At 58.7% G+C, this 19,068-nt stretch carries 20 protein-coding genes; 10 read left to right on the top strand and 10 right to left on the bottom strand.

Annotated elements, in window-relative coordinates; translation table 11 throughout:
• Nucleotide 1: 1 nt before the first annotated feature.
• Nucleotides 2-1,525 (bottom strand): sensor domain-containing diguanylate cyclase, encoded by a 1,524-nt coding sequence (locus tag ACP7CZ_RS11670; protein WP_197900731.1) that lies wholly within the window; start codon nucleotides 1,523-1,525, stop codon nucleotides 2-4.
• Between the two features lie 417 nt (nucleotides 1,526-1,942).
• Between ACP7CZ_RS11670 and ACP7CZ_RS11665 the strand changes: the two genes are divergently transcribed.
• From ACP7CZ_RS11665 to ACP7CZ_RS11650, 4 genes are all read left to right on the top strand, one after another.
• Nucleotides 1,943-2,119: a general stress protein gene (locus ACP7CZ_RS11665; protein ID WP_003190478.1), complete on the top strand. Its 177-nt coding sequence runs from the start codon at nucleotides 1,943-1,945 to the stop codon at nucleotides 2,117-2,119.
• A 328-nt stretch (nucleotides 2,120-2,447) separates the two neighbouring features.
• Complete coding sequence (locus ACP7CZ_RS11660) at nucleotides 2,448-2,798, top strand: general stress protein (RefSeq protein ID WP_054895695.1); 351 nt, start codon at nucleotides 2,448-2,450, stop codon at nucleotides 2,796-2,798.
• Nucleotides 2,799-2,851: 53 nt separating this feature from the next.
• Entirely contained in the window at nucleotides 2,852-3,403 is a 552-nt protein-coding gene (locus tag ACP7CZ_RS11655; protein WP_181124146.1) for an ATP-dependent Clp protease proteolytic subunit, read from the top strand.
• A gap of 29 nt (nucleotides 3,404-3,432) precedes the next feature.
• A complete protein-coding gene (locus ACP7CZ_RS11650) occupies nucleotides 3,433-3,666 on the top strand; it encodes a DUF2934 domain-containing protein (RefSeq protein WP_089042644.1) in 234 nt (77 codons plus the stop codon).
• Nucleotides 3,667-4,142: 476 nt separating this feature from the next.
• Here ACP7CZ_RS11650 and ACP7CZ_RS11645 read toward each other — a convergent pair whose 3' ends face one another.
• Nucleotides 4,143-4,412, bottom strand: coding sequence for a DUF6555 family protein (locus ACP7CZ_RS11645; protein ID WP_054895698.1), 270 nt, complete (start codon nucleotides 4,410-4,412; stop codon nucleotides 4,143-4,145).
• A gap of 402 nt (nucleotides 4,413-4,814) precedes the next feature.
• Nucleotides 4,815-5,129: a hypothetical protein gene (locus tag ACP7CZ_RS11640; protein ID WP_034127106.1), complete on the bottom strand. Its 315-nt coding sequence runs from the start codon at nucleotides 5,127-5,129 to the stop codon at nucleotides 4,815-4,817.
• A gap of 397 nt (nucleotides 5,130-5,526) precedes the next feature.
• On the opposite strand from ACP7CZ_RS11640, the gene cyoA reads away from it, so the two are divergent.
• The 5 genes from cyoA to cyoE are packed head-to-tail and all read left to right on the top strand — an operon-like array spanning nucleotide 5,527 to nucleotide 10,238.
• Entirely contained in the window at nucleotides 5,527-6,450 is a 924-nt protein-coding gene (cyoA, locus tag ACP7CZ_RS11635) for a ubiquinol oxidase subunit II (RefSeq protein ID WP_014718031.1), read from the top strand.
• A 2-nt stretch (nucleotides 6,451-6,452) separates the two neighbouring features.
• Nucleotides 6,453-8,426 carry a cytochrome o ubiquinol oxidase subunit I gene (gene cyoB, locus ACP7CZ_RS11630; protein WP_089042642.1) on the top strand — a complete coding sequence of 658 codons (1,974 nt, stop codon included), beginning with the start codon at nucleotides 6,453-6,455 and terminating at the stop codon, nucleotides 8,424-8,426.
• Between the two features lie 3 nt (nucleotides 8,427-8,429).
• Nucleotides 8,430-9,044: a cytochrome o ubiquinol oxidase subunit III gene (locus ACP7CZ_RS11625; RefSeq protein WP_034127104.1), complete on the top strand. Its 615-nt coding sequence runs from the start codon at nucleotides 8,430-8,432 to the stop codon at nucleotides 9,042-9,044.
• A 1-nt stretch (nucleotide 9,045) separates the two neighbouring features.
• The gene (gene cyoD, locus ACP7CZ_RS11620) at nucleotides 9,046-9,384 is read left to right on the top strand and encodes a cytochrome o ubiquinol oxidase subunit IV (RefSeq protein ID WP_034127103.1); all 339 of its coding nucleotides are present in this window, start codon (nucleotides 9,046-9,048) and stop codon (nucleotides 9,382-9,384) included.
• The gene (gene cyoE, locus ACP7CZ_RS11615; protein ID WP_197900733.1) at nucleotides 9,342-10,238 is read left to right on the top strand and encodes a heme o synthase; all 897 of its coding nucleotides are present in this window, start codon (nucleotides 9,342-9,344) and stop codon (nucleotides 10,236-10,238) included. The genes cyoD and cyoE overlap by 43 nt, the downstream gene beginning before the upstream one ends.
• A gap of 214 nt (nucleotides 10,239-10,452) precedes the next feature.
• On the opposite strand, the gene ACP7CZ_RS11610 is transcribed toward cyoE, so the two are convergent.
• The 4 genes from ACP7CZ_RS11610 to ACP7CZ_RS11595 form a co-directional block, all read right to left on the bottom strand.
• Complete coding sequence (locus tag ACP7CZ_RS11610; protein ID WP_294204485.1) at nucleotides 10,453-12,030, bottom strand: histidine kinase famiy protein; 1,578 nt, start codon at nucleotides 12,028-12,030, stop codon at nucleotides 10,453-10,455.
• A gap of 108 nt (nucleotides 12,031-12,138) precedes the next feature.
• Nucleotides 12,139-12,648, bottom strand: a complete 510-nt coding sequence (locus ACP7CZ_RS11605) for a ferritin-like domain-containing protein (RefSeq protein ID WP_019821478.1) — start codon at nucleotides 12,646-12,648, stop codon at nucleotides 12,139-12,141.
• A gap of 63 nt (nucleotides 12,649-12,711) precedes the next feature.
• Nucleotides 12,712-13,596 (bottom strand): manganese catalase family protein, encoded by an 885-nt coding sequence (locus ACP7CZ_RS11600; protein WP_014718025.1) that lies wholly within the window; start codon nucleotides 13,594-13,596, stop codon nucleotides 12,712-12,714.
• Nucleotides 13,597-13,761: 165 nt separating this feature from the next.
• The gene (locus ACP7CZ_RS11595; RefSeq protein WP_054895704.1) at nucleotides 13,762-13,992 is read right to left on the bottom strand and encodes a hypothetical protein; all 231 of its coding nucleotides are present in this window, start codon (nucleotides 13,990-13,992) and stop codon (nucleotides 13,762-13,764) included.
• 320 nt (nucleotides 13,993-14,312) lie between these two features.
• Here ACP7CZ_RS11595 and ACP7CZ_RS11590 point away from each other — a divergent pair, with 320 nt between their 5' ends.
• Complete coding sequence (locus tag ACP7CZ_RS11590) at nucleotides 14,313-14,495, top strand: general stress protein (protein ID WP_003190457.1); 183 nt, start codon at nucleotides 14,313-14,315, stop codon at nucleotides 14,493-14,495.
• A 68-nt stretch (nucleotides 14,496-14,563) separates the two neighbouring features.
• Here ACP7CZ_RS11590 and ACP7CZ_RS11585 read toward each other — a convergent pair whose 3' ends face one another.
• The 3 genes from ACP7CZ_RS11585 to ACP7CZ_RS11575 are packed head-to-tail and all read right to left on the bottom strand — an operon-like array spanning nucleotide 14,564 to nucleotide 19,062.
• A complete protein-coding gene (locus tag ACP7CZ_RS11585) occupies nucleotides 14,564-15,682 on the bottom strand; it encodes a fimbrial protein (protein ID WP_229999502.1) in 1,119 nt (372 codons plus the stop codon).
• Between the two features lie 2 nt (nucleotides 15,683-15,684).
• Entirely contained in the window at nucleotides 15,685-18,282 is a 2,598-nt protein-coding gene (locus ACP7CZ_RS11580; RefSeq protein WP_294204490.1) for a fimbria/pilus outer membrane usher protein, read from the bottom strand.
• 33 nt (nucleotides 18,283-18,315) lie between these two features.
• Nucleotides 18,316-19,062: a fimbrial biogenesis chaperone gene (locus tag ACP7CZ_RS11575; RefSeq protein ID WP_054895706.1), complete on the bottom strand. Its 747-nt coding sequence runs from the start codon at nucleotides 19,060-19,062 to the stop codon at nucleotides 18,316-18,318.
• Nucleotides 19,063-19,068: the final 6 nt, after the last annotated feature.

Genomic DNA, 19,068 nt, shown 5'->3' with positions numbered 1-19,068 from the left:
TTCAGCCGCCCGAAGCCACGTGCGCAGGATGCACGTTGAACCCATTGCGCCCAGCCGCCTTCGCACCGTAAAGCGCTGCATCGGCCGCCTCGACCAAACCCAACACCGGCTCCAGCCGTGAGCCCATGCCCGTCGCAACGCCGATACTCACACTCACGCGCCCGAAGGGGCTGCCTGGGTGTGTGATGTTCTCCTGCTGTAGACGCGAAAGAATGCGTTGCGCGACCACCGCAGCGCCTGCACTGTCAGTCGCGGGCATGATGACCGCCATTTCTTCTCCGCCATAGCGCGCCACCAGGTCCGACGGCCGCCGCACGCACGTTTCCAATAACGTGCTGACCGCCTGCAAGCAAGCATCTCCCGCGACGTGACCAAAGGCATCGTTGAAGCGTTTGAAGTGGTCGATGTCGATCATCAGCAATGCCAGTGACGTACCCTCGCGCTGCGCCCGGCGCGCTTCCACCGCCAGCGTTTCGTCAAAACAGCGGCGGTTGGCGAGGCCGGTCAGCGCATCCTTTTTCGCTAATAGCGCCAATTGCCGATTGGAGTCGAGCAACTGTTGCTGGGCGACACGCAACGCCTCTTCCGCCGCCGTACGCCTGCGGATATCCAGGATCAGAAACCAGCCGATCAGCCCCGTCAGCCCCAACAGCCCCGCCACCACGACCGCTGACAGTGCCGCCTCGATGCGCCACGCCGCGAGGGCTTCGTGCTTGCCCAACGCGACCGTGGTGATCAGCGGCAGGGTTTCGCTTTTGCGAAAGGCATAGAGTCGCTCTACCCCGTCCAGGCTGGAGGTATAGGCCGCAGTGCCCACAGGCTGGTCGACGAGGTACTTGGAATAAATAGGCGAGGTGGAAAAGTTGCGGCCCATGTCCTGCTCGCGGAAGGGGTAACGCACCAGCAACGTGCCGTCGGCGTAGGACAGGCCGATGGCGCCCTCCTGGCCCACATCGAGTTTACCGAATACCCGCAGAAAGTTTTCCACCCCCAGGGTCACAGCGACCACGCCAGCGAAGTTGCCGGCCGCGTCGTTGAAACGGCGGCTGATGGTCACCACCCATTCATGGTTGGCGCGGCTTTGAATCGGCGGGCCAATAAAAGGTTCAGCGCTCGGATCGTCGCGATGGTGGATGAAATAGGCCCGATCACTGCTATTGGCGCCCTCCGGAATCGCACGATTGGAAGACAGCAGCCACCGGCCCTGATGATCATAAATGGTGATGCCGCTGAGCTGCGGCATCAGCGGCTGCTGTAGGTTGATCAGCGTGCTGATTCGCTGGATTTGCACCGGGCCACTGCCTTCGGTTTCCAGGCGCTCAACCAGCCCCAGCAACAGCAACGAGCTTTGCCGCACGATGCCTTCGGTATAGGTGTTAAGGGCCTGGGTCAGGTTCAAGCCATGCACATCCACTTCCGCCAGCGCACGGTCGCGGGAAGACAGGACTTTCCAAATCGTCAGCGAAGTCAGGGAACAGCCGATCACCAACAGCAACAGCATCACAAGACGGGTATCACGCTTCACGTCAGCACCTTAAGGAAGTCCGGTTTCCGTTCCAGCCATCATTCGAACGTCGGTACTCACAGGGCAACCGGTTCCAGAGTGCCAGCATACAAGCAGTCTGTGCGGGCTGCAGCAACAGAGTGTGCGGCTGAGCGCCGGCCAGCGGAGCCAGCGCCTTTAATGACCACTATCAAACAGGGTATTGAAAGCTAAACCAACCGTTAAGGTCGCCATTAATTCAATATCAATCGACGCAGAAAAACTTAGACGAAGCGGCACTTTCTGAGCCTACTTGTACAAGTTTCATCTGCCACTCTACCGTTCATCGCCCTTTTTAAAAAATTTCAAAACATCTGCGCACTTGCCCTTATCAGAAAAGATGTCCGTTGCATAAACGGGCAACTAGCGAAACGACATTTCAAAACTGGGAGTATTGTTATGACGACGAGCAATAAAAACCCTGGAAACTTTGCCAATGATCGCGAAAAAGCATCACAGGCGGGAAAGAAAGGTGGACAGGCCTCTGGCGGCAACTTCGCCAACGACCGCGAGAAAGCCTCGGAAGCCGGGCGTAAAGGCGGCCAGAACAGTCATGGTGGTGGACGTAAGTCCTGACCACACGGGCAGTACCGCTGTTCCGTTCGTTAACAAAGGGCATTCATCATGCGTGCGTCCATTGATAATCAGCGCGGCGAGCCAGCTCGCAGGCCGATTGTAGAAGTGCAAACTAAAGCAAGGACTGGCCTGCGTTCTAATACGTCTGCGTGTTACGAACATCAGCAACTTTCTGAACAAGCCGAAGCCACGATAAGTGCATCTAAAACGCCACCCTTGTGTGAAAGGCACTTATAACCGTGCAGCTTGACTCACGCGCCTAAGTGCACGTTTCCAGCACAATCGAAGTGAACGTTACATTACCGACATAACGACGAGGTAACTGAACATGACTACTCAAGACAAGCAAGGCCAGATGAGCGTCAGCGAAGCCGGTAAAAAAGGCGGCGAAGCCACTTCTGCGTCCCATGACAAAGAGTTCTACCAGGAGATCGGCAGCAAAGGTGGCCAAAACAGTGGCGGGAACTTCAAGAATGATCCCGAGCGCGCCGCTGAAGTCGGCAGCAAAGGCGGCCAGAACAGCGGGGGCAATTTCAAGAATGACCCCGAACGCGCCGCCGAGGCGGGCAGCAAAGGCGGCCAGAACAGTGGCGGCAATTTTGCCAACGACCGTGAAAAAGCTTCCGAAGCCGGGCGTAAAGGTGGCGAACACAGCCACGGCGGCGGACGCAAAAGCTGATGTGCTTGATGCAGGGGAGCCGTGCTCCCCTGCTTTCATTGATGAGGGACACCATGCCTTTACACATTATCAACTTCACCGCACCGGTCACCGCTTCTACGTGCAGCCAACTGATTGAAAAAGCCTCGATGGCCGTACAACAAGATGCCCAGGGCCTGGTACTGAATATCGCCACCATGGGTGGTGAATGCAGCTACGGCTTTACGATGTACAACTTTTTATTGTCCCTGCCGATTCCGGTGCATACCCATAACCTCGGCACCGTGGAATCCATGGGCAATATCATCTTCCTGGCCGGTGAGCGCAGAACCGCCTGCAAGCACAGTAAATTCCTGTTCCACCCCTTCCACTGGCATGTGCAAGGCGCGGTTGACCACTCGCGCATGTCCGAATATGCGATGAGCCTCGATTACGACTTGCAGTTGTACGCACGCATCGTGGCCGAGCGCACCGCCGATGCTGTCGAAAAACTGGAGACCGAAAAGTACCTGATCGCCGCGCCACGCATTCTCGACCCGCAACAAGCGCTGACCGCCGGCTTGATCCATGGGATCGAACCTCCCGTGGTCAAGGCGGACTTCGTGAGCAGCTTCATTCACTCATAGCACCTTTTATTCAATAGGGGAGCCTCACAATGGACGAAGAAACGATCCGACTCACCGCGTACCGCATTTGGGAACAGCAAGGGAAGCCTGGCGGTCAGGATTTCGTGCACTGGTTACAAGCCAGGGAGGAGCTGACAACCCCGCCGAATGACGGCCTGGCAGGCTCGATAGCAAGTAGCGTCACCCCGCCCAACCCGGACCGATCAAAGCGCCAGGCGACCGCCGCCGGGCAAAAAACCCGCAGCAGAAAACCCAACTGCTGAACCCACAGAGCAGAGAGTGAGGACGCGCCTGTCGATAAACCTGCCAGGGTTCTAAAACATCGACAGCCGTCCAAGCGCCATCCCCGCCCCGCCGCCTCTCGATACCGGCATTAAAACATCAACTAATCGCTTGTTTGAATTCTTCCTTTTTAGCAGTTGAAAACGCCCATTTCTTAATCGAGAGTGGCCGTTCATTCAGGGAGGAATCGATGTGCCCCATCTACAAGCGAACCGAAGTTGCCTGCAATGCAAACAACCCTACGAATCGACGCTGGATGACCCCGACTTTCTAGTGTCGTCGGCCTCTGACATGCTCTGCCCAGCGTGCAAGCAACACTATGCAGCCGACCTGATGAAAGAGGCACTTCAACGCAGCGTGCAAAAGTTGTGCATGTTGCAGGAGCGACGCAAAAAACAGTAAACACGCGCCTCGCCCCTACCGCCACCCGCATGGACACCGTCCATTAAAAATACATTCATCCGGGTGGCGGCGGCACATAAGGCTTTGCAATAAACGGGATACTCCCAGACGGGCGCCATCTTACATTCTCAAGACCGTAGCGCTCGGCCAGCGGTTTACTGATGCGTTTGATCTTTTCATTACGCGACCTGGGAATAATACCAATGCCTGCATCGCAACAGGCCCAATGCCACGCCTCTGCGTTATTCATCACCTCCGCTCTTATAATGAAAGACTTAGGCTCGTGGTGGTATTCGTACTCGATGACATATAAAGAATTTTTCATAACCTCTCCTTCTGATTTTTTGTTATTTGCTCAGAACGAAGGTTCAGAAATTTTAATTTTTTAATGACGACGATCACGCACTTGCTGTTGCACTACCGTTCGTCGGCCTCGCATTAAAAAAATAAAACTGCTCATGCTTCTTTTGTTTCTTAATACTGAGTCTGTTCACTCCAGGCTCTTGGTAAAAACTCCTGTCTTGCCCGCACTCTGTGCGGGCTTTTTTATTTTGCCGCGACGCTACACCCTGTGGCGAGGGAGCTTGCTCCCGTGACGGCCTGGCAGCCGACGCTTGTCTAACTGACGAACCGAGGTCCAAGCTTGCCTGTCGGACCAAAATCCTCGTCGGCTGTCAGGCCGTCATCGCAGGCAAGCCAGCTCCCACATTCAAGATCGCGGAGCCACTCAATCATCGTCGTGCACGTGAGCGTCAGCACAGGGCAGTCGGCCGGACTCACCTCCGGCAATACGTTCCGCCTGATCAATACCGCGTTTGAGCGCGTCATTCACCGTCCATTCGGCACCCGGCAACTGCTTGATGCGTTCAACCACACATTGTCCCGTCGCGGTATAAACACAGAGCAGCACTTCAATATCAGCATCGTCCCGCTCTCGGGCCCTGACTTCGATATGGCAGCCGTTTTCGACTTCCCGGGTGAAGCATTTTTCTTCCAGTGCTTTTGAGACCCAGGCTTTATAGGTGTTGCCACGTATAAACATAGCGCTTCTCCAAAACCGTTAGTGGGGTTGGCCATCAACTAACGACTGAAATCCCTAATCAGAATTCAGACTTTCTGCAAGGCCACCTCCATCATGCACCGATAAAAACCCTTTACCGTTTCGCCTGTTAAACCGTTCGTCAGGCGAGGAAACAAATTGTTAAACCAACCCATCGGGCTCTATTCAAAATGTTCGGGAGCGCGGCGAAATGCGCCCTGCAGAGCGGCAGAAAAAGCCAATAGAACCGGACAGTAGACGCACTTTATCTACTGACGGCAGCTTATTGCCGAATGTTTATCACCTGATGGTTCCTGATGTTAACAAGCGCTTCGCTTAGTTAACGCGCGAGCACAGATTCGGCACAGCAAAACGCAAGTTTCCAATACAGGAGCAAGGCATGAAACGAGCGATGGGTTATTGCCTGGTCACTATCACCAGCCTCTTCTTACTCACCAGTTGCAACCTGGTGGTATTCAACCCCAAGGGGCAAGTAGCAACCGATGAGCGCGACCTGATTATTCTCGCTACGGGCCTGATGCTGCTGGTGGTCGTTCCGGTGATTGTGATGATGTTTGTCTTCGCCTACCGCTACCGCGCCACCAATAAAAAAGCGCGTTACTCCCCCCGCTGGGCCAGTTCACACAAAATCGAAGCGGTGGTATGGGGCGTTCCCCTGCTGATCATCATCGTCCTGGGGTGGGTGACCTGGGAGACCACCCACGCACTCGACCCCTATCGCCCGCTGGAGTCAGACACCCCGCCGATCAATGTGCAGGTGGTGGCCACCGACTGGAAATGGCTGTTTATCTACCCTGACCTGGGCATCGCCAGCGTCAACGAACTGGCCCTGCCGGTGCACACGCCGGTGAGTTTCACCGTCACCTCCGACGCGGCCATGACCTCGTTCTTTATTCCCGCACTCGGCGGGCAGATCTACGCCATGGCCGGCATGCAGACCAAGTTGCACCTGATCGCCAACGAAACCGGTGAGTTCAGAGGGATTGCCGCCAACTACAACGGCCCCGGTTTTTCCGACATGCATTTCACCACGCTGTCCCTGAGCACTGCCGACTTTCAAACCTGGGTGACAAAGGTCAAGGGCGCGGCCACCTCTCTGGATCACAGCACTTACGCGCAATTGGCCAAGCCGACCCTCAAGCACCCAGTGACCTATTACTCGGCGGTACAGGAGCGCTTGTTCCTGGACATCGTCGATAAATACGAGGGCATGAACAAGGCCAATAAACCCCGGCGCTCGCCATTGAGCGACGCTGCACAACGCACCGATCAACACCCAAGTCTGCTGGCTGAGGAGCGGTAACCATGTTCGGAAAACTGTCGTGGGACGCGATCCCAACCACTGAACCCATTGTGATGTACACCCTGGCCGTCGTGGGCCTGATCGGGGTGGCGCTGGTGGGCTCGATCACCTGGAAACGCAAGTGGGGTTATTTGTGGCGCGAGTGGTTCACCTCGGTGGACCACAAGAAGATCGGTTGCATGTACATCATCGTCGCGCTGGTGATGCTGCTGCGCGGGTTTTCTGATGCGATCATGATGCGCACCCAGCAAGCCATGGCCGCCAGCGGCGGGCCGGGTTACCTGCCGCCGGAACATTACGACCAGATCTTCACCGCCCACGGCGTGATCATGATCTTCTTCATGGCCATGCCCTTCGTCGTCGGTTTGATGAACATCGTCGTGCCGTTGCAGATCGGCGCTCGCGATGTGGCTTATCCGTTTCTCAACGCCCTGAGTTTCTGGCTGTTCGTGGTGGGTGCGGCGCTGGTGAATATTTCGCTGGGGGTTGGTGAGTTCGCGCGCACCGGCTGGGTCGCGTATCCGCCGTTATCCGAGCTGGGCTACAGCCCCGGCGTCGGCGTGGATTACTACATCTGGTCATTGCAGATATCCGGTATCGGCACGCTGCTCACGGGGGTGAATTTCTTCGTCACCATCCTGAAGATGCGCACCGAAGGCATGACGCTGTTCAAGATGCCGGTGTTCACCTGGAATGCGCTGTGCACCTCGGTGCTGATTCTGGCGGCATTCCCGATCCTCACCGCCACCCTGCTGATGCTGACCCTGGACCGCTATCTGGGCATGCATTTTTTCACCAACGAGGCCGGCGGCAACCCGATGATGTACGTGAACCTCATCTGGGCCTGGGGGCATCCGGAGGTGTACATCCTGATCCTGCCCGCGTTCGGGGTGTTTTCCGAGATTGCCGCCACCTTCAGCAGCAAGCGGCTGTTCGGCTACGTGTCGCTGGTATGGGCGACCATCGCGATCACCGTGTTGTCGTTCATCGTGTGGCTGCATCACTTTTTCACCATGGGCGCGGGGGGCAACGTCAACGCGTTCTTCGGCATCATGACGATGATCATCGCGGTGCCGACCGGCGTAAAAATCTTCACCTGGTTGTTCACCATGTACCGCGGCCGCGTGCGCTTCGAAACGCCCATGCTGTGGACCCTGGGCTTTATCGTGACCTTCAGCATCGGCGGCATGACCGGGGTGCTGCTGGCGGTGCCCGGGGCCGATTTCCTGCTGCACAACAGCCTGTTCCTGATCGCGCACTTTCACAACGTGATCATCGGTGGTGCGGTGTTCGGCTATATGGCCGGCCTGACGTATTGGTTCCCCAAGGCGTTCGGTTTCCGCTTGAACGACAAGCTGGGCCGCATCGCCTTCTGGTGCTGGCTGGTGGGCTTTTATTTCGCGTTCATGCCCTCCTACGTGCTGGGTTTCATGGGCATGACGCGCCGTCTCAATCATTTCGACAACCCCGAGTGGCGGCCCTGGCTGCTGCTGGAGCTGGTGGGGGTGGCAATCATCCTCTGCGGCGTGGCGGCGCAAGCCTTGCAATTGTTTGTCAGCATCCGCAACCGTCATCAATACCGCGACCGCACCGGCGATCCGTGGGACGGGCGCACCCTGGAATGGGCCACCGCGTCTCCCCCGCCGCTGTACAACTTCGCCGAGCAGCCCAAGGTCAATGACCTGGACGCGTACTGGGGCATGAAGGAGCGCGGCGTCAGCACCCTGAGCCACACCGACTATCGCAGCATCCATATGCCGCGCAATACCGCGTCGGGCTTGGTCATCAGCCTGTTTGCGCTGGTCTGCAGCTTTGCGTTGGTGTGGCACATCTGGTGGTTGGCGGCGTTCGGCCTGGTGGCCTCGGTGGTCGCGTTCGTGGTGCGCAGCTACGACGAAGACATCGATTACTTCGTGCCCGCCCAGGAAGTCGCGCGCATCGAAACGGCCCGTCTCAAAGACCTGGCGGAGGCTTGACCCATGTCCAATATCGTTATGGAAAAAGACATTGCCCATACCCACGAACAAGGGCATGAAGACGCCGGTTCCCTGAGCCTGTTCGGGTTCTGGATCTACCTGATGACCGACTGCATCCTGTTCGCGACCTTGTTCGCCGGCTACGCCGTATTGCGCGACAGCGTGGCGGGCGGGCCGTCGAGCATGGATATTTTCGAACTGCCCTATGTGCTGGCCGAAACCATGCTGCTGCTGTTGAGCAGTATCACCTACGGCTACGCCATGCTCGCCATGAACCACGGCAAGCAACGCGATGTGCTGCGCTGGCTGGGGCTCACGTTCGTGTTGGGCGCGGGCTTTATCGCCATGGAGATCAACGAATTCCACCACCTGATCGAAGAAGGCTACGGGCCGGACCGCAGCGGCTTCCTGACGGCCTTCTTCACCCTCGTGGGCACCCACGGCGCGCACGTGTTGACCGGGCTGATCTGGATGGCGGTGCTGATGGTCCAGGTCAAGCAACGCGGCCTGACCAGCACCAACGCCACCCGGCTCAGTTGCCTGAGCCTGTTCTGGCACTTTTTGGACGTGGTGTGGATCTGCGTCTTTACCGTGGTCTATCTGTTGGGGGTGGTGTGACATGTACAAGCAAAGCTCGCTTCACAGCAGTGCCGGTACCAGCCATGGCAGCAGTCGCTCCTATCTGGTCGGGTTCCTGGTGTCAGTACTGCTCACCCTGATTCCGTTCGCCCTGGTGATGTTCCCGTCACTGCCGCGCACCGTCACCGCCTGGTTGGTAGTGGCGTTGGGCGCGATACAAATCGTGGTCCACCTCAAGTTCTTCCTGCACCTGGACACGGCCGAAGAACAACGCTGGAACCTGATTGCGCTGATTTTCTCGGCGGTCATCATTCTTCTGTTGGTGGGGCTTTCGTTATGGATCATGGACAGTATTCATCACAACATGCTGGCGCACTGAAACACTGGCGGGGGCTGTTCAATACCGCCATCGAGCTCACCAAGCCGGGCATTATTGTCGGTAACCTGGCCTCGGTGCTGGGCGGTTACCTGCTCGCCGCCAGCGGGCATGTGGCCTCGGTGACGCACGGGCTTGCCACCCTGCTCGGCACCGCCCTGGTGATCGGGTGCGGTTGTGTCATCAACAACTGCATTGACCGCGACATCGACCGGCGCATGGTGCGCACCTGTCATCGGCCATTGGCACTGCGCATCATCAGGGTGTCCACTGCCGCAGGCTATGGGATCGTCCTGGGCGCCTGCGGTTTTGGCTTGCTGTGGGGCGGCAGCAATGCGCTGGCGTGTGGGCTGGCAATGGTCGGGCTGGTGATCTATGCGGGGGTCTACACCTACTGGCTCAAGCGACGCTCCCACTGGGCCACCTTGATTGGCAGCCTCTCTGGGGCGATGCCGCCGGTGATCGGCTATTGCGCGGTCACCGGGCGGTTTGACCTCACGGCCATGCTACTGATCGCGGTGTTCTGTTGTTGGCAGATGCCGCATTCACACGCCATCACCGTGATGCGCCGCGAGGATTTCCGCGCCGCAGGCCTGCCGCTGTTGAGCCTGGCCCAAGCCCATCGGCAGATCCAGGCGTACATGCTGGCCTTCCTCGCCAGCGCCCTGATGCTAGGCGCGGTGGCGCAGATGGCGGCGTTGTATTTTGTGGTGATGCTCGGGCTGGGGAGTTATTGGCTAACCCTCGCGGCCAGCGGTACACGCCTCGCTGACCCGACCGGCTGGGCACGCAGGATATTCGGGTTTTCGATTGTGTTGGTGCTGGCGCTTGACCTGGCGCTGGCGGTGCTGAGGTAGCTTTGTGGGCGGCGCCCTCGAGGGATGCAATGCTCAAAGCAACGAAGATCAACTGTGGGAGCTGGCTTGCCCGCGAAGACGTCGGCCCACCCAACATTGATGTTGACTGACCCGCCGCTATCGCAGGCAAGCCAGCTCCCACAGGGGATTGCGCTTAACTGACTGGCATTGGGGCAAGCCCGCTCCCACATTTTGGGCACAGTGGCCTGCTCGATCAGGCATCGAGCACAGCCCGGATTTTGCGCGGCAACTCAGCAGGCTGATACGGCTTGGGAATCAACTCGAACTCATGCACCTCTATCTCCGCGCGGGCCAGCGCGTCTTTCGCATAGCCGGTGGTCAGCAAGATCCTAATGTGCGGATACGAGCGCGACACCTCCCGCGCCAACGCTGCGCCATTCATCGCGCCGGGCATGATCAAGTCACTGAACACCAGGTCATACGTCGCCTGCTTGAGCATGCCCAACGCCTCGGCGGCATTGAGGGCGATGTCCGTGTGGTAACCGTAGTCAGACAGAATGACCTGCGCCAACTCGGCCACCTCGGGCCGGTCCTCCACGATCAGGATGCGTTCGTTACCTTGCGGTGAGATGGCTGTGGGGGGCTGCTCGACCCACAGCTGGCTGTCATCTGCAGGAAAGTACAAGCGAATCGTCGTACCGATGCCCGGGTCTGAATGAATCCGCGCCGTGCCGCCCGATTGCTTGACGAAGCCGTACACCATCGACAACCCCAGGCCCGAGCCCTGGCCTTCTTCCTTGGTGGTGAAGAACGGCTGCATGACTTTGTCCTGAATACCTGCGTCGATGCCGTTGCCGTTATCCGAGACCGAAATACTCACGTAACAGCCCTCGGTCAACCCATCACGCTCGGCACCGACATCGCCCGGTACCTGGACGTTGCAGGTCTGGACGGTTACCGCTGGGTCCGCACGCCCGCGCAAAGCATCCTGGGCATTGGATAACAGGTGCTGCACTGCCAGCTCCGCCTGGACAGGGTCGATGCGGCAGTTCCACAGATCTTCGGCAAGTTCTACATGCAACTCGACGCCCTGCAGCGCACGTGCCATGAATTCGGGGCGGCTGAGCAAGCTGTTCAAGTTGATCACCCGACTGTCGAGCCGTTGCTTGCGCGAAAACGCCAGCAACTGCTGGGTCAGGGTCTGAGCTTTTTCCGCCGCTGCTCTGGCACGGCTGGCACTGTTGACGATGCGCTGCGGATCGCTACCGGGGCGCTTGGCGCTCTGCTGGATCAAGTCGAGATAACCCATCATCACTTGCAGCAGGTTATTGAAGTCATGGGCAATGCCACCGGTCAGTTGCCCCAGCGCTTCCAGGTCTTGTGCGCGACGCACGCGCTGTTCGGCATCGTGACGCCGGCTCACGTCCAGCTGCGATGCGAAAAAATACACCAGTTGCCCACGTTCGTTGAACAACGGCGAAATGAACAGCTCGTTCCAGAAGGTCGAGCCATCCTTGCGGTAGTTGAGCACCTCGACACAGGCCTCATGGTGCTGCTCAACCGCGCGCTGCACCTGGTGCAGCGCGTTTTTGTCGGTTTGAGGCCCCTGCAAGAACCTGCAATTACGTCCGATCACTTCGTCCAGTTCAAAGCCTGTCAGGGTCAGGAACGCCTGGTTGGCAAAGATGATCGGATTATCAGGCCCCGCGGGGTCGGTCACGATCATTGCACTGTGGCTGGCTTGCATGGCCGCAAAGAACAGGTCTTTGCGGCTGGCAGACAGCATTGCCAATTCCATACCGTCGACCACAGGCTTCTTCTTTGTCGCCAAGGTTCACCTCCAGATACGTGGTACGTGTTCCATGGACCGTGAAAACGCTGCGCAGTGCCATCTTGTGCCGAGCGGACGCGGCGCCCCCCAAGGGCACCGCACGTGTCATTAACGCTTGGCTTGTGTGTCAGGCGCCTCAGAGCGTTGCAAAAACGCTTGCGTAAGCTCTGGCAAGTGCTCGAGCAACCACTGAGCCATGGCGACTTCCTGGGGTAGAATCTTTTCGCACGCCGCTTGTGTCTCGGCGTCACCCGCTGCCTTCGCGGCCGCGATGAGCACCGTGTAGCTGGCCACTTCCATATTTTCAAACACGTAGCCGGCCATCGCGCCCTTGATCACCTCGTCACTCATCAGCGAGCCACCGACCGCCTGACCGAAAGCCATCAGCTTGCCGCCCACGTCTTTAAGGGTCGAGGCACTGCCTCCCAAACGCGTCAGGCATTCGTCAATCAGTTGCTGCTGCCCAAGGGTTTCCTCAATGTGCTCGTCGATTCGCGCCTTGAGTTGGGGGTAATTCTCCAGGCGCTCGGACTGTGCCTTGAGCATTTTCTCGGCCTGTTGCTCCATCGCATGGGCATCACGTAGCCAGTCGAGCAGGTTTTCCTGTGGGGTTGCCATGTCGTTGTCCTCGTCAAGAAAGTCGAAAGCACCGCACGCCCTTCAGCGTGCGGCTATTCTCAATCAAAGGTCGGGCTTGGGCTTGAGGCCCGCCCCCAGGTCAGCGCCGGTGGTGGGGTCGCTGGTGGGGTCCGAGAGCGTGCGGATTTTCATCGCGCTCAGCACCGCTTCATCGTCGGCGTCCAACTGCACGCTGGCGGTGCCGTCACCGCCATCGACCGCCGGTTGTGGGTTTTCCACAAACTCCCAACCGTCACCCTGGTTCCAGGGCCCGCGCAGGTTCTCCGCGCCTTGGGACATGTTGAAGTACACCTGGGTGAACTCCGGTTTGCCCGGCAACTTGCCCTGGGGAAAATTCGGCTGGATCGCATGCAGCGCTTTTTCGAAGGATATCTGGTGAGCGATTTCCCGCGTCATCAAAAAACCCAGCGCATCTTTTACACCCGGGTCATCGGTGACGTTCATCAACCGCTCATAGACAATTTTGGCCCGGGCTTCGGCGGCGATATTCGAGCGCATGTCTGCGGTGGGTTCACCAATAGTGTCGATGTAGGCGGCGGTCCACGGCACGCCGGCAGAGTTGGTCAAAGGCGAACCCGCCCCGTACAGCAGGCTGGTGATATGCGAGTCATTGCCGGCGCCATTGAGGGCACGATACAACTCGCCCTCCTCTTCCACGCCTTCGGCCATTCGCCCCTTGGCGCCCTTGTTGAGCATGACGATGATGGAGCCGACGATCTCCAGATGGCTGAGTTCTTCGGTGGCGATGTCCATCAGCAAATCTTTGCGCCCCGGATCGTCTTCCGCCAAGGCTTGGGTGAAGTAACGGGACGCGGCGGCCAACTCACCTTGGGCGCCGCCAAACTGCTCGAGCAAAAGGTTGGCCAGGCCCGGATTGGGCTCGGCGACGCGGACGGTGTATTGAAGTCGCTTGTTATGTAGAAACATGAACAAATCTCCTCAGGCTTACGGAAAAAGGCGCCCTGCTGGAATGCGCGCCTACCTTGCATGGGAAGTGGCCTGCGCGTGGAAAATTTCAAAATAAACCGACGCCTCACGACCAGCGGTAATGCGCTGCAGGCCAAGCGAAACGGCACTTGTAGCGCAGTTCTCTCAATCGGCGCCGTGGTTTTCCGACTCGGGCACGGCGTCGATGCCGGGCGTACCGTTGGCGGGCTTGATGCTGGCGTCAGCGGGCGTTGCGGCGCTGTCGGGATGGTCCCAATCGGTGGTCGCGTTGGGGTCTTCGTCGCGCCCGGCAGTGCCGATGACGCAACCGTCTTCATTGGGTGCGTCTGGATGCTCGAGCGGCCGGTACTGTGGGTTGGATGGGTTGTGTTTCATGGCTGAAAAGCTCCCGTTCACAGGTTAGGAACCTCGTTGGAACCACACCCTTTTTTGGAGTGCGACGAAAAAGACGAATGGCAGGACCGTTAACTAAACCAGCAGTTTCGATCTGATTAATATCAAAGCGCTGGCCGGCAATAAAAGTTATACGAAGCGGCGCATCAACCAAGTTTCTGTATAACTTTTTCAGCGAAATTACCGTTCGTCGCCGGTTAGAAAAATCGGTAAAACATTTTTCAAAAAGCCAATATCGGAATAAGTGTCCGTTGCGAAACGGCCAACTAACGAAACGCAAACTTAGCGACTGGAGAACTATCATGACTACAGGTAATAAAAACCCGGGCAACTTTGCCAATGATCGCGAAAAAGCCTCCGAAGCCGGTAAAAAAGGCGGCCAAGCGTCGGGCGGGAACTTCGCCAACGACCGTGAAAAAGCCTCGGAAGCCGGCCGTAAAGGTGGGCAGCACAGCCATGGCGGCGGTCGGAAGTCGGGTTCTTGAGTAACGGTGGGAGGGGCAGCCTGGCTGCCCCTTCAAACCAAACGCACAGAACATAAGTGACATATTCATCACTGATAAATAATCGTAAACGTCGCCGACGCATTGGCCGGGCCTGGCGTGACTCGGTTGGCGGTTTGCAGATAACGGGCACGCAAGCGGATGTTGTAGCTGGACTCGAAGGACAGTGGGTTAATACCGCTGGCCCGATTCATCCCCAGGGGTACCGGGGTACTGTCTAGTGTCGCTACTTGGATGCCGACTCCGCTTGCGGCAGGCGAATTACCTGTGCCTGTGGGATCAATGCTCAGCACGCCCGTACTGGCATTGATCGCCGGGCGCGAGGAGTCGATGCGAAATTGCAGGGTGTTACCCGCTAGGGTTCCGCCGGAGCCAACGCCGGTGGGTGAATTACCACTTTGCGAAAGCCAGCCAGGTCCGGTGGTGGAATAGGTGCCATGGAACGCCGGGCAATCATTCAAGTTGATGGAAAAATCTGTCCACCCTGTGGCGCTGTTAAGCCCGGTGAACTTATTGGTCAAGTGCGTCCCCATCGGCACTGAAACATCCGGCGTACTGCAGGTGCGCGAGACAATCTGGATACTGCCGGAGATGCCCATCCTGAAACCCTGCATCCTGGCATCGCCGAAGTTGCCAAACAGGCTCACGACCGGCAATGAGCTGCCCGCCAATACACCTGGCGTTACTTCCCCTAGTTTGATCAGTATCAATTCGAAGTTCGAAGGTCCATCAAACGGAATCAGGCAGCGAGAGCCCGATGTGCAGGCAGTCCAGGATTTGTTGGTTTGCCTGGGCAGCACGCCGCCGAGACTATTGATAACCACCCCCAGCCCTGGAATTCGGGTTCTGTAGACCTTGTTGGCATAGGGGCCGCTGGACCAATTGGCTAAGCCAGAAGTCGCCTCGACCGTCAACTCGGTCCACTGTTGAAACGGAGCAAACCGGCAGTCCAGCTCGGGTGCCTGGCCCAAGGCCATGCTGAAGCGCTGTCGATAGACTTCGGCGCCCACCGGCACATCACGTCCGACGGTAATCGCCGAGACCTGCAATGGCATGTTGCCCACTGCGGCCTGGATACCGTTGTTATATGTACAGGTCACTGCCATGGCCGTATCGGCCATCGCCCAAAGTGCCGCCAGCGCTAGGCTGGGTTTGATCAAAGCGCCCATGTTCATAACGGTACCTTTTGCATGTTGTTGGGCGGCGTGCTGCCCGCGACCTGTTTGCCGGCGGCGCAAATAGCGTCCACCTGCTGCAATTGCTGGCCCTCGCCGGGGCCGGGAGGAATCATCAGGGCACACTGTTGATGGGTCTTGCTGCCCCAGTTGATCAACAACTGGCGGGTTTCTGGCTTGATCCGGGCATAGAGCAGACCGCCCTGCCCGACCATCCCCACCGAGGCGCCTTCGCCGTCGGTCACGCCTGCGCCAAATGGCAAGCTGCTGCCATCGTCCAGGCGCACATTGAGCAGCACCGCACGGCCCTGATTAGTGGTGTATTTAAGATGCACCACGGCGCCAGCGCGTGGGGCGACTTGTTGGCTGGTCTCGTTGAGTTCGACATCCAGCGAACTGCCAATCGGGTCGATGGCCACCTCGTTCAGCTCATAAGGCCGCAGGTACGGCACCACGGCATTGCCGCGACTGTCGAGCGTCAGGCCGGGGTACCCCGAAACCTTGGCGCCCGCGGCACCCGGCGCACTGACCACCGCCATGGTTTCGCCGCGGTACGGCGTCATGGTCACGCCCTCTGCATGGGCCACCACGGTGCCGCTGGCGCCCATCGAGGCGCTGGTATAGCCATCGCCACGCCCCAGTGCCGCACTGAGCATGGCTCGCCCACCCGTGTACTGACCGTTAAGCGCGGCGCTCTTGCTGTGGTTGGCGCCGTCATGGCCGAAATTGGCGCTATAGCCATATTGACGGTCTTGGCCGGCGGTGCCGCTGATACCGGCCTGCTCACTGTAATTGCCTTGGGTATCGCGGCCCACCTGCGCGGTTATTTGCGGAGTGTTACCCGACGCGCCGAAATCCAGGGGCATGCTCATGGTCAGCAAAAAGCTGTTCTCCATGTCGCCCAGCCCCATGCGGCTGCGGTGGGCATTCACACTGAAGCTGACGCGGTTGAACTGCTTGCTGTAGCTGAACTGGTACTGCACATCACTGCCCGGCTGATTCCAGTAGTTTTGCGCGTAACCGCTGATGGAGACTTGCCCCCAAGCCCCAAGGTTCTGGTCGGCGGTCACCGAAAAACGGCTGCGCGGGCGACCGAACATGCTCGAATCCCAGCCATTTTTCTCGGCATCCAGCAGTTGGATGGCGTTGCTGAAATCCAGGTAGTCCTGAGTGGAAAACCGATAGGCTGCCAGCGAGAAGTTACTGCCGGTACTGAGCACATTCTTGCTGTACGACACCCGCATGCTCTGGCCCTTGGCAGCGCCGCCGGCCAGGTCGGTCTGGGCGTGCGTGATGTCCACGGCCATCGCACCGATGGGTGTGCCGAACGCCAGGCCGGTGAGCACCGCCGTGTAGTCATCGCTCGATTGCAGACCGGCAAAACCGGTGAAGGCATTGTTCAAGCCGTACTGCACAGTCCCTTGCAGCAGGCGCGCCTGATCGTCGACGAAGTTGTTGCGGGTTTCACCCGCAGTGAGGCTGAACCGCGAGGTGCCGGGGCGCAGCAACTGGCTGACCGAGGCGTAGGGCACGATAAAGTTCTGCTCAGTGCCGTCGGCTTCGGCCACGCTCACGCTGAGGTCGCCACCATAGCCGGTGGAGTACAGGTCATCGATCACGAACGCGCCGGGCGCCACGGTGGTTTCCAGCAAGATATTGCCGGCCTGGCGAATGGTTACCCGCGCATTGGTGCGGGCAATACCCCGGATGACCGGCGCATACCCGCGCATCGAATCGGGCAGCATGCGGTCGTCAGTGGACAGTTGCACACCGCGGTAGGACAAGGTGTCGAAGATCTCGCCGGTGGTGTTGGACTCACCCACCGTCAGTTGGCTTTTCAACGCGGTGATATCACGCTGGGCGTATGTGTCCAGAGCCTGGTACCGGCTGCCCAAACGTGACTGCCAGCTCATGGACGCGTTGTGGCGCAGGCGCCAGTCCCCCAGGTTCAGGCCCGCGTTGAGGCCCATGAACGCCGAATCGGAGTTGCCACTGCGGGTGCGGTTACGATTGGCGTTGAAGTTGTAGCTGAGCATGGCGGCCGTCACGCCACGGTCCCACAACTGCGGGCTGACGTAACCCCGCGCATTACGCTTGAGCGCCACCTGGGGAATGCTCAAGTCCAGCGCCTGGTTCTCTGGGGAGAAGTTCGCGGTAGCGCCAGGGATTACCTGCCCCACTGCCGGGCACGCCTGACTGTCGAGCATCGTGCTGGCCTCGGGCGTAAGGCTGGCCATTTGCACACCCTGGCGCTCAAGCAAGCCACGGTTCATACACACCACCGGCTTGCTGCCGTCGGCCTGGGCGTCAATGCGAATATCCTGCCGGTTGTTCAGTTGCCCGTTGAGGATGATGTCGGCTCGGTATTGGCCTGGCATCACCGGGTTGCCGGCCTGGTAGGCACTCAGGTCAAGATTGCGCGAGTCTTCGGGCAGGAAGGCGTCATTAAACTGCACTTCTTGCGCCAGTGCGCCTTGCATGCCCCACACGCCTGGAGCAATGGCCAATGCCTTGAGGATCAGGGCAGTGAGCGGATTCAAGGCGAAGCGAGGCCGCGCCCGCAGAAAAAGCCTGGAGCAAGAAAAGGTCGACATAGATGACTCGCGGGTAAAAACGTCAGGAATGGATCAGGGCTGCAGCGTGTTGTGGGTCGGGACCAACGCGCCGTAATCGTTGATGGCGCTGAATTCCACCTGGGCCTGGCTCGACGGCCTGGCCTTGAGCGTGGGCAGCGCGAACTGCCGGGTTTCTCCAGGGCCGACCATGCCGTCCTCACTGCGATAGCGTTGGTTACCCGCCACCAGGTCCAACTCGATCAGCGAGACGTGGAACGCCGACGGGTTGTACGCCTTCAGCGCCAGGCCTTGGCCATCGCGTGCCGTAACCAATTGCCACTGCACCTGCTCAACCGCCTCATTGGGATTTCCAGGCAAGCCGACCGGGCGATAGAACAGCTTGATGCGCGAACGGAAAGCCATTTGCAGCGTATTAAGGTCTGCACCCGCCTCGGGTTTGGGCGGGATTTCGAGAACGTTGAGCCAGAACACCGACTCTTTGTCCTGCGCCAAAGGCGCGCCGGTAAAGAGCACTCGCAAGCTTTGGCCCTTGGTCGGGTCAATGCGCGCCACCGGGGGCGACAATAGGAACGGCGCCTTGGAGCTGGTGGGTGTCGATTCGACGCTGCCGGTGTCGATCCATGATTGGACCAGTGCGGGCAACGTGCCGTTATTGTTCAGTTTTACGGTGATTTCTTTCTGGTCCGCCGGATAGACCAGGCGCGTACCGGTAATCACCACTGCAGCGAATGCATGGGAACACATCAGTGTGGCCAGGCCGATCAGCAGCAGTGGTTTGAATGCACGTGTGCACGACATAGAGCA

The organism is Pseudomonas sp. DWP2-2 (assembly GCF_049897065.1).
In the GTDB taxonomy this organism is placed as follows: domain Bacteria; phylum Pseudomonadota; class Gammaproteobacteria; order Pseudomonadales; family Pseudomonadaceae; genus Aquipseudomonas; species Aquipseudomonas paracarnis.
Note: the sequence above shows the minus strand (reverse complement) of the source record. Positions and strands in the feature narration are given on the sequence as shown.

Bases quoted from the DNA above. Each gene is read 5' to 3' on its own strand.
- ACP7CZ_RS11665 (WP_003190478.1), top strand. From the start codon at position 1,943: ATGACGACGAGCAATAAAAACCCTGGAAACTTTGCCAATGATCGCGAA.
- ACP7CZ_RS11660 (WP_054895695.1), top strand. From the start codon at position 2,448: ATGACTACTCAAGACAAGCAAGGCCAGATGAGCGTCAGCGAAGCCGGT.
- ACP7CZ_RS11655 (WP_181124146.1), top strand. From the start codon at position 2,852: ATGCCTTTACACATTATCAACTTCACCGCACCGGTCACCGCTTCTACG.
- ACP7CZ_RS11650 (WP_089042644.1), top strand. From the start codon at position 3,433: ATGGACGAAGAAACGATCCGACTCACCGCGTACCGCATTTGGGAACAG.
- ACP7CZ_RS11645 (WP_054895698.1), bottom strand. From the start codon at position 4,412: ATGAAAAATTCTTTATATGTCATCGAGTACGAATACCACCACGAGCCT.
- ACP7CZ_RS11640 (WP_034127106.1), bottom strand. From the start codon at position 5,129: ATGTTTATACGTGGCAACACCTATAAAGCCTGGGTCTCAAAAGCACTG.
- cyoA (WP_014718031.1), top strand. From the start codon at position 5,527: ATGAAACGAGCGATGGGTTATTGCCTGGTCACTATCACCAGCCTCTTC.
- cyoB (WP_089042642.1), top strand. From the start codon at position 6,453: ATGTTCGGAAAACTGTCGTGGGACGCGATCCCAACCACTGAACCCATT.
- ACP7CZ_RS11625 (WP_034127104.1), top strand. From the start codon at position 8,430: ATGTCCAATATCGTTATGGAAAAAGACATTGCCCATACCCACGAACAA.
- cyoD (WP_034127103.1), top strand. From the start codon at position 9,046: ATGTACAAGCAAAGCTCGCTTCACAGCAGTGCCGGTACCAGCCATGGC.
- cyoE (WP_197900733.1), top strand. From the start codon at position 9,342: ATGGATCATGGACAGTATTCATCACAACATGCTGGCGCACTGAAACAC.
- ACP7CZ_RS11605 (WP_019821478.1), bottom strand. From the start codon at position 12,648: ATGGCAACCCCACAGGAAAACCTGCTCGACTGGCTACGTGATGCCCAT.
- ACP7CZ_RS11600 (WP_014718025.1), bottom strand. From the start codon at position 13,596: ATGTTTCTACATAACAAGCGACTTCAATACACCGTCCGCGTCGCCGAG.
- ACP7CZ_RS11595 (WP_054895704.1), bottom strand. From the start codon at position 13,992: ATGAAACACAACCCATCCAACCCACAGTACCGGCCGCTCGAGCATCCA.
- ACP7CZ_RS11590 (WP_003190457.1), top strand. From the start codon at position 14,313: ATGACTACAGGTAATAAAAACCCGGGCAACTTTGCCAATGATCGCGAA.
- ACP7CZ_RS11585 (WP_229999502.1), bottom strand. From the start codon at position 15,682: ATGGGCGCTTTGATCAAACCCAGCCTAGCGCTGGCGGCACTTTGGGCG.
- ACP7CZ_RS11580 (WP_294204490.1), bottom strand. From the start codon at position 18,282: ATGTCGACCTTTTCTTGCTCCAGGCTTTTTCTGCGGGCGCGGCCTCGC.
- ACP7CZ_RS11575 (WP_054895706.1), bottom strand. From the start codon at position 19,062: ATGTCGTGCACACGTGCATTCAAACCACTGCTGCTGATCGGCCTGGCC.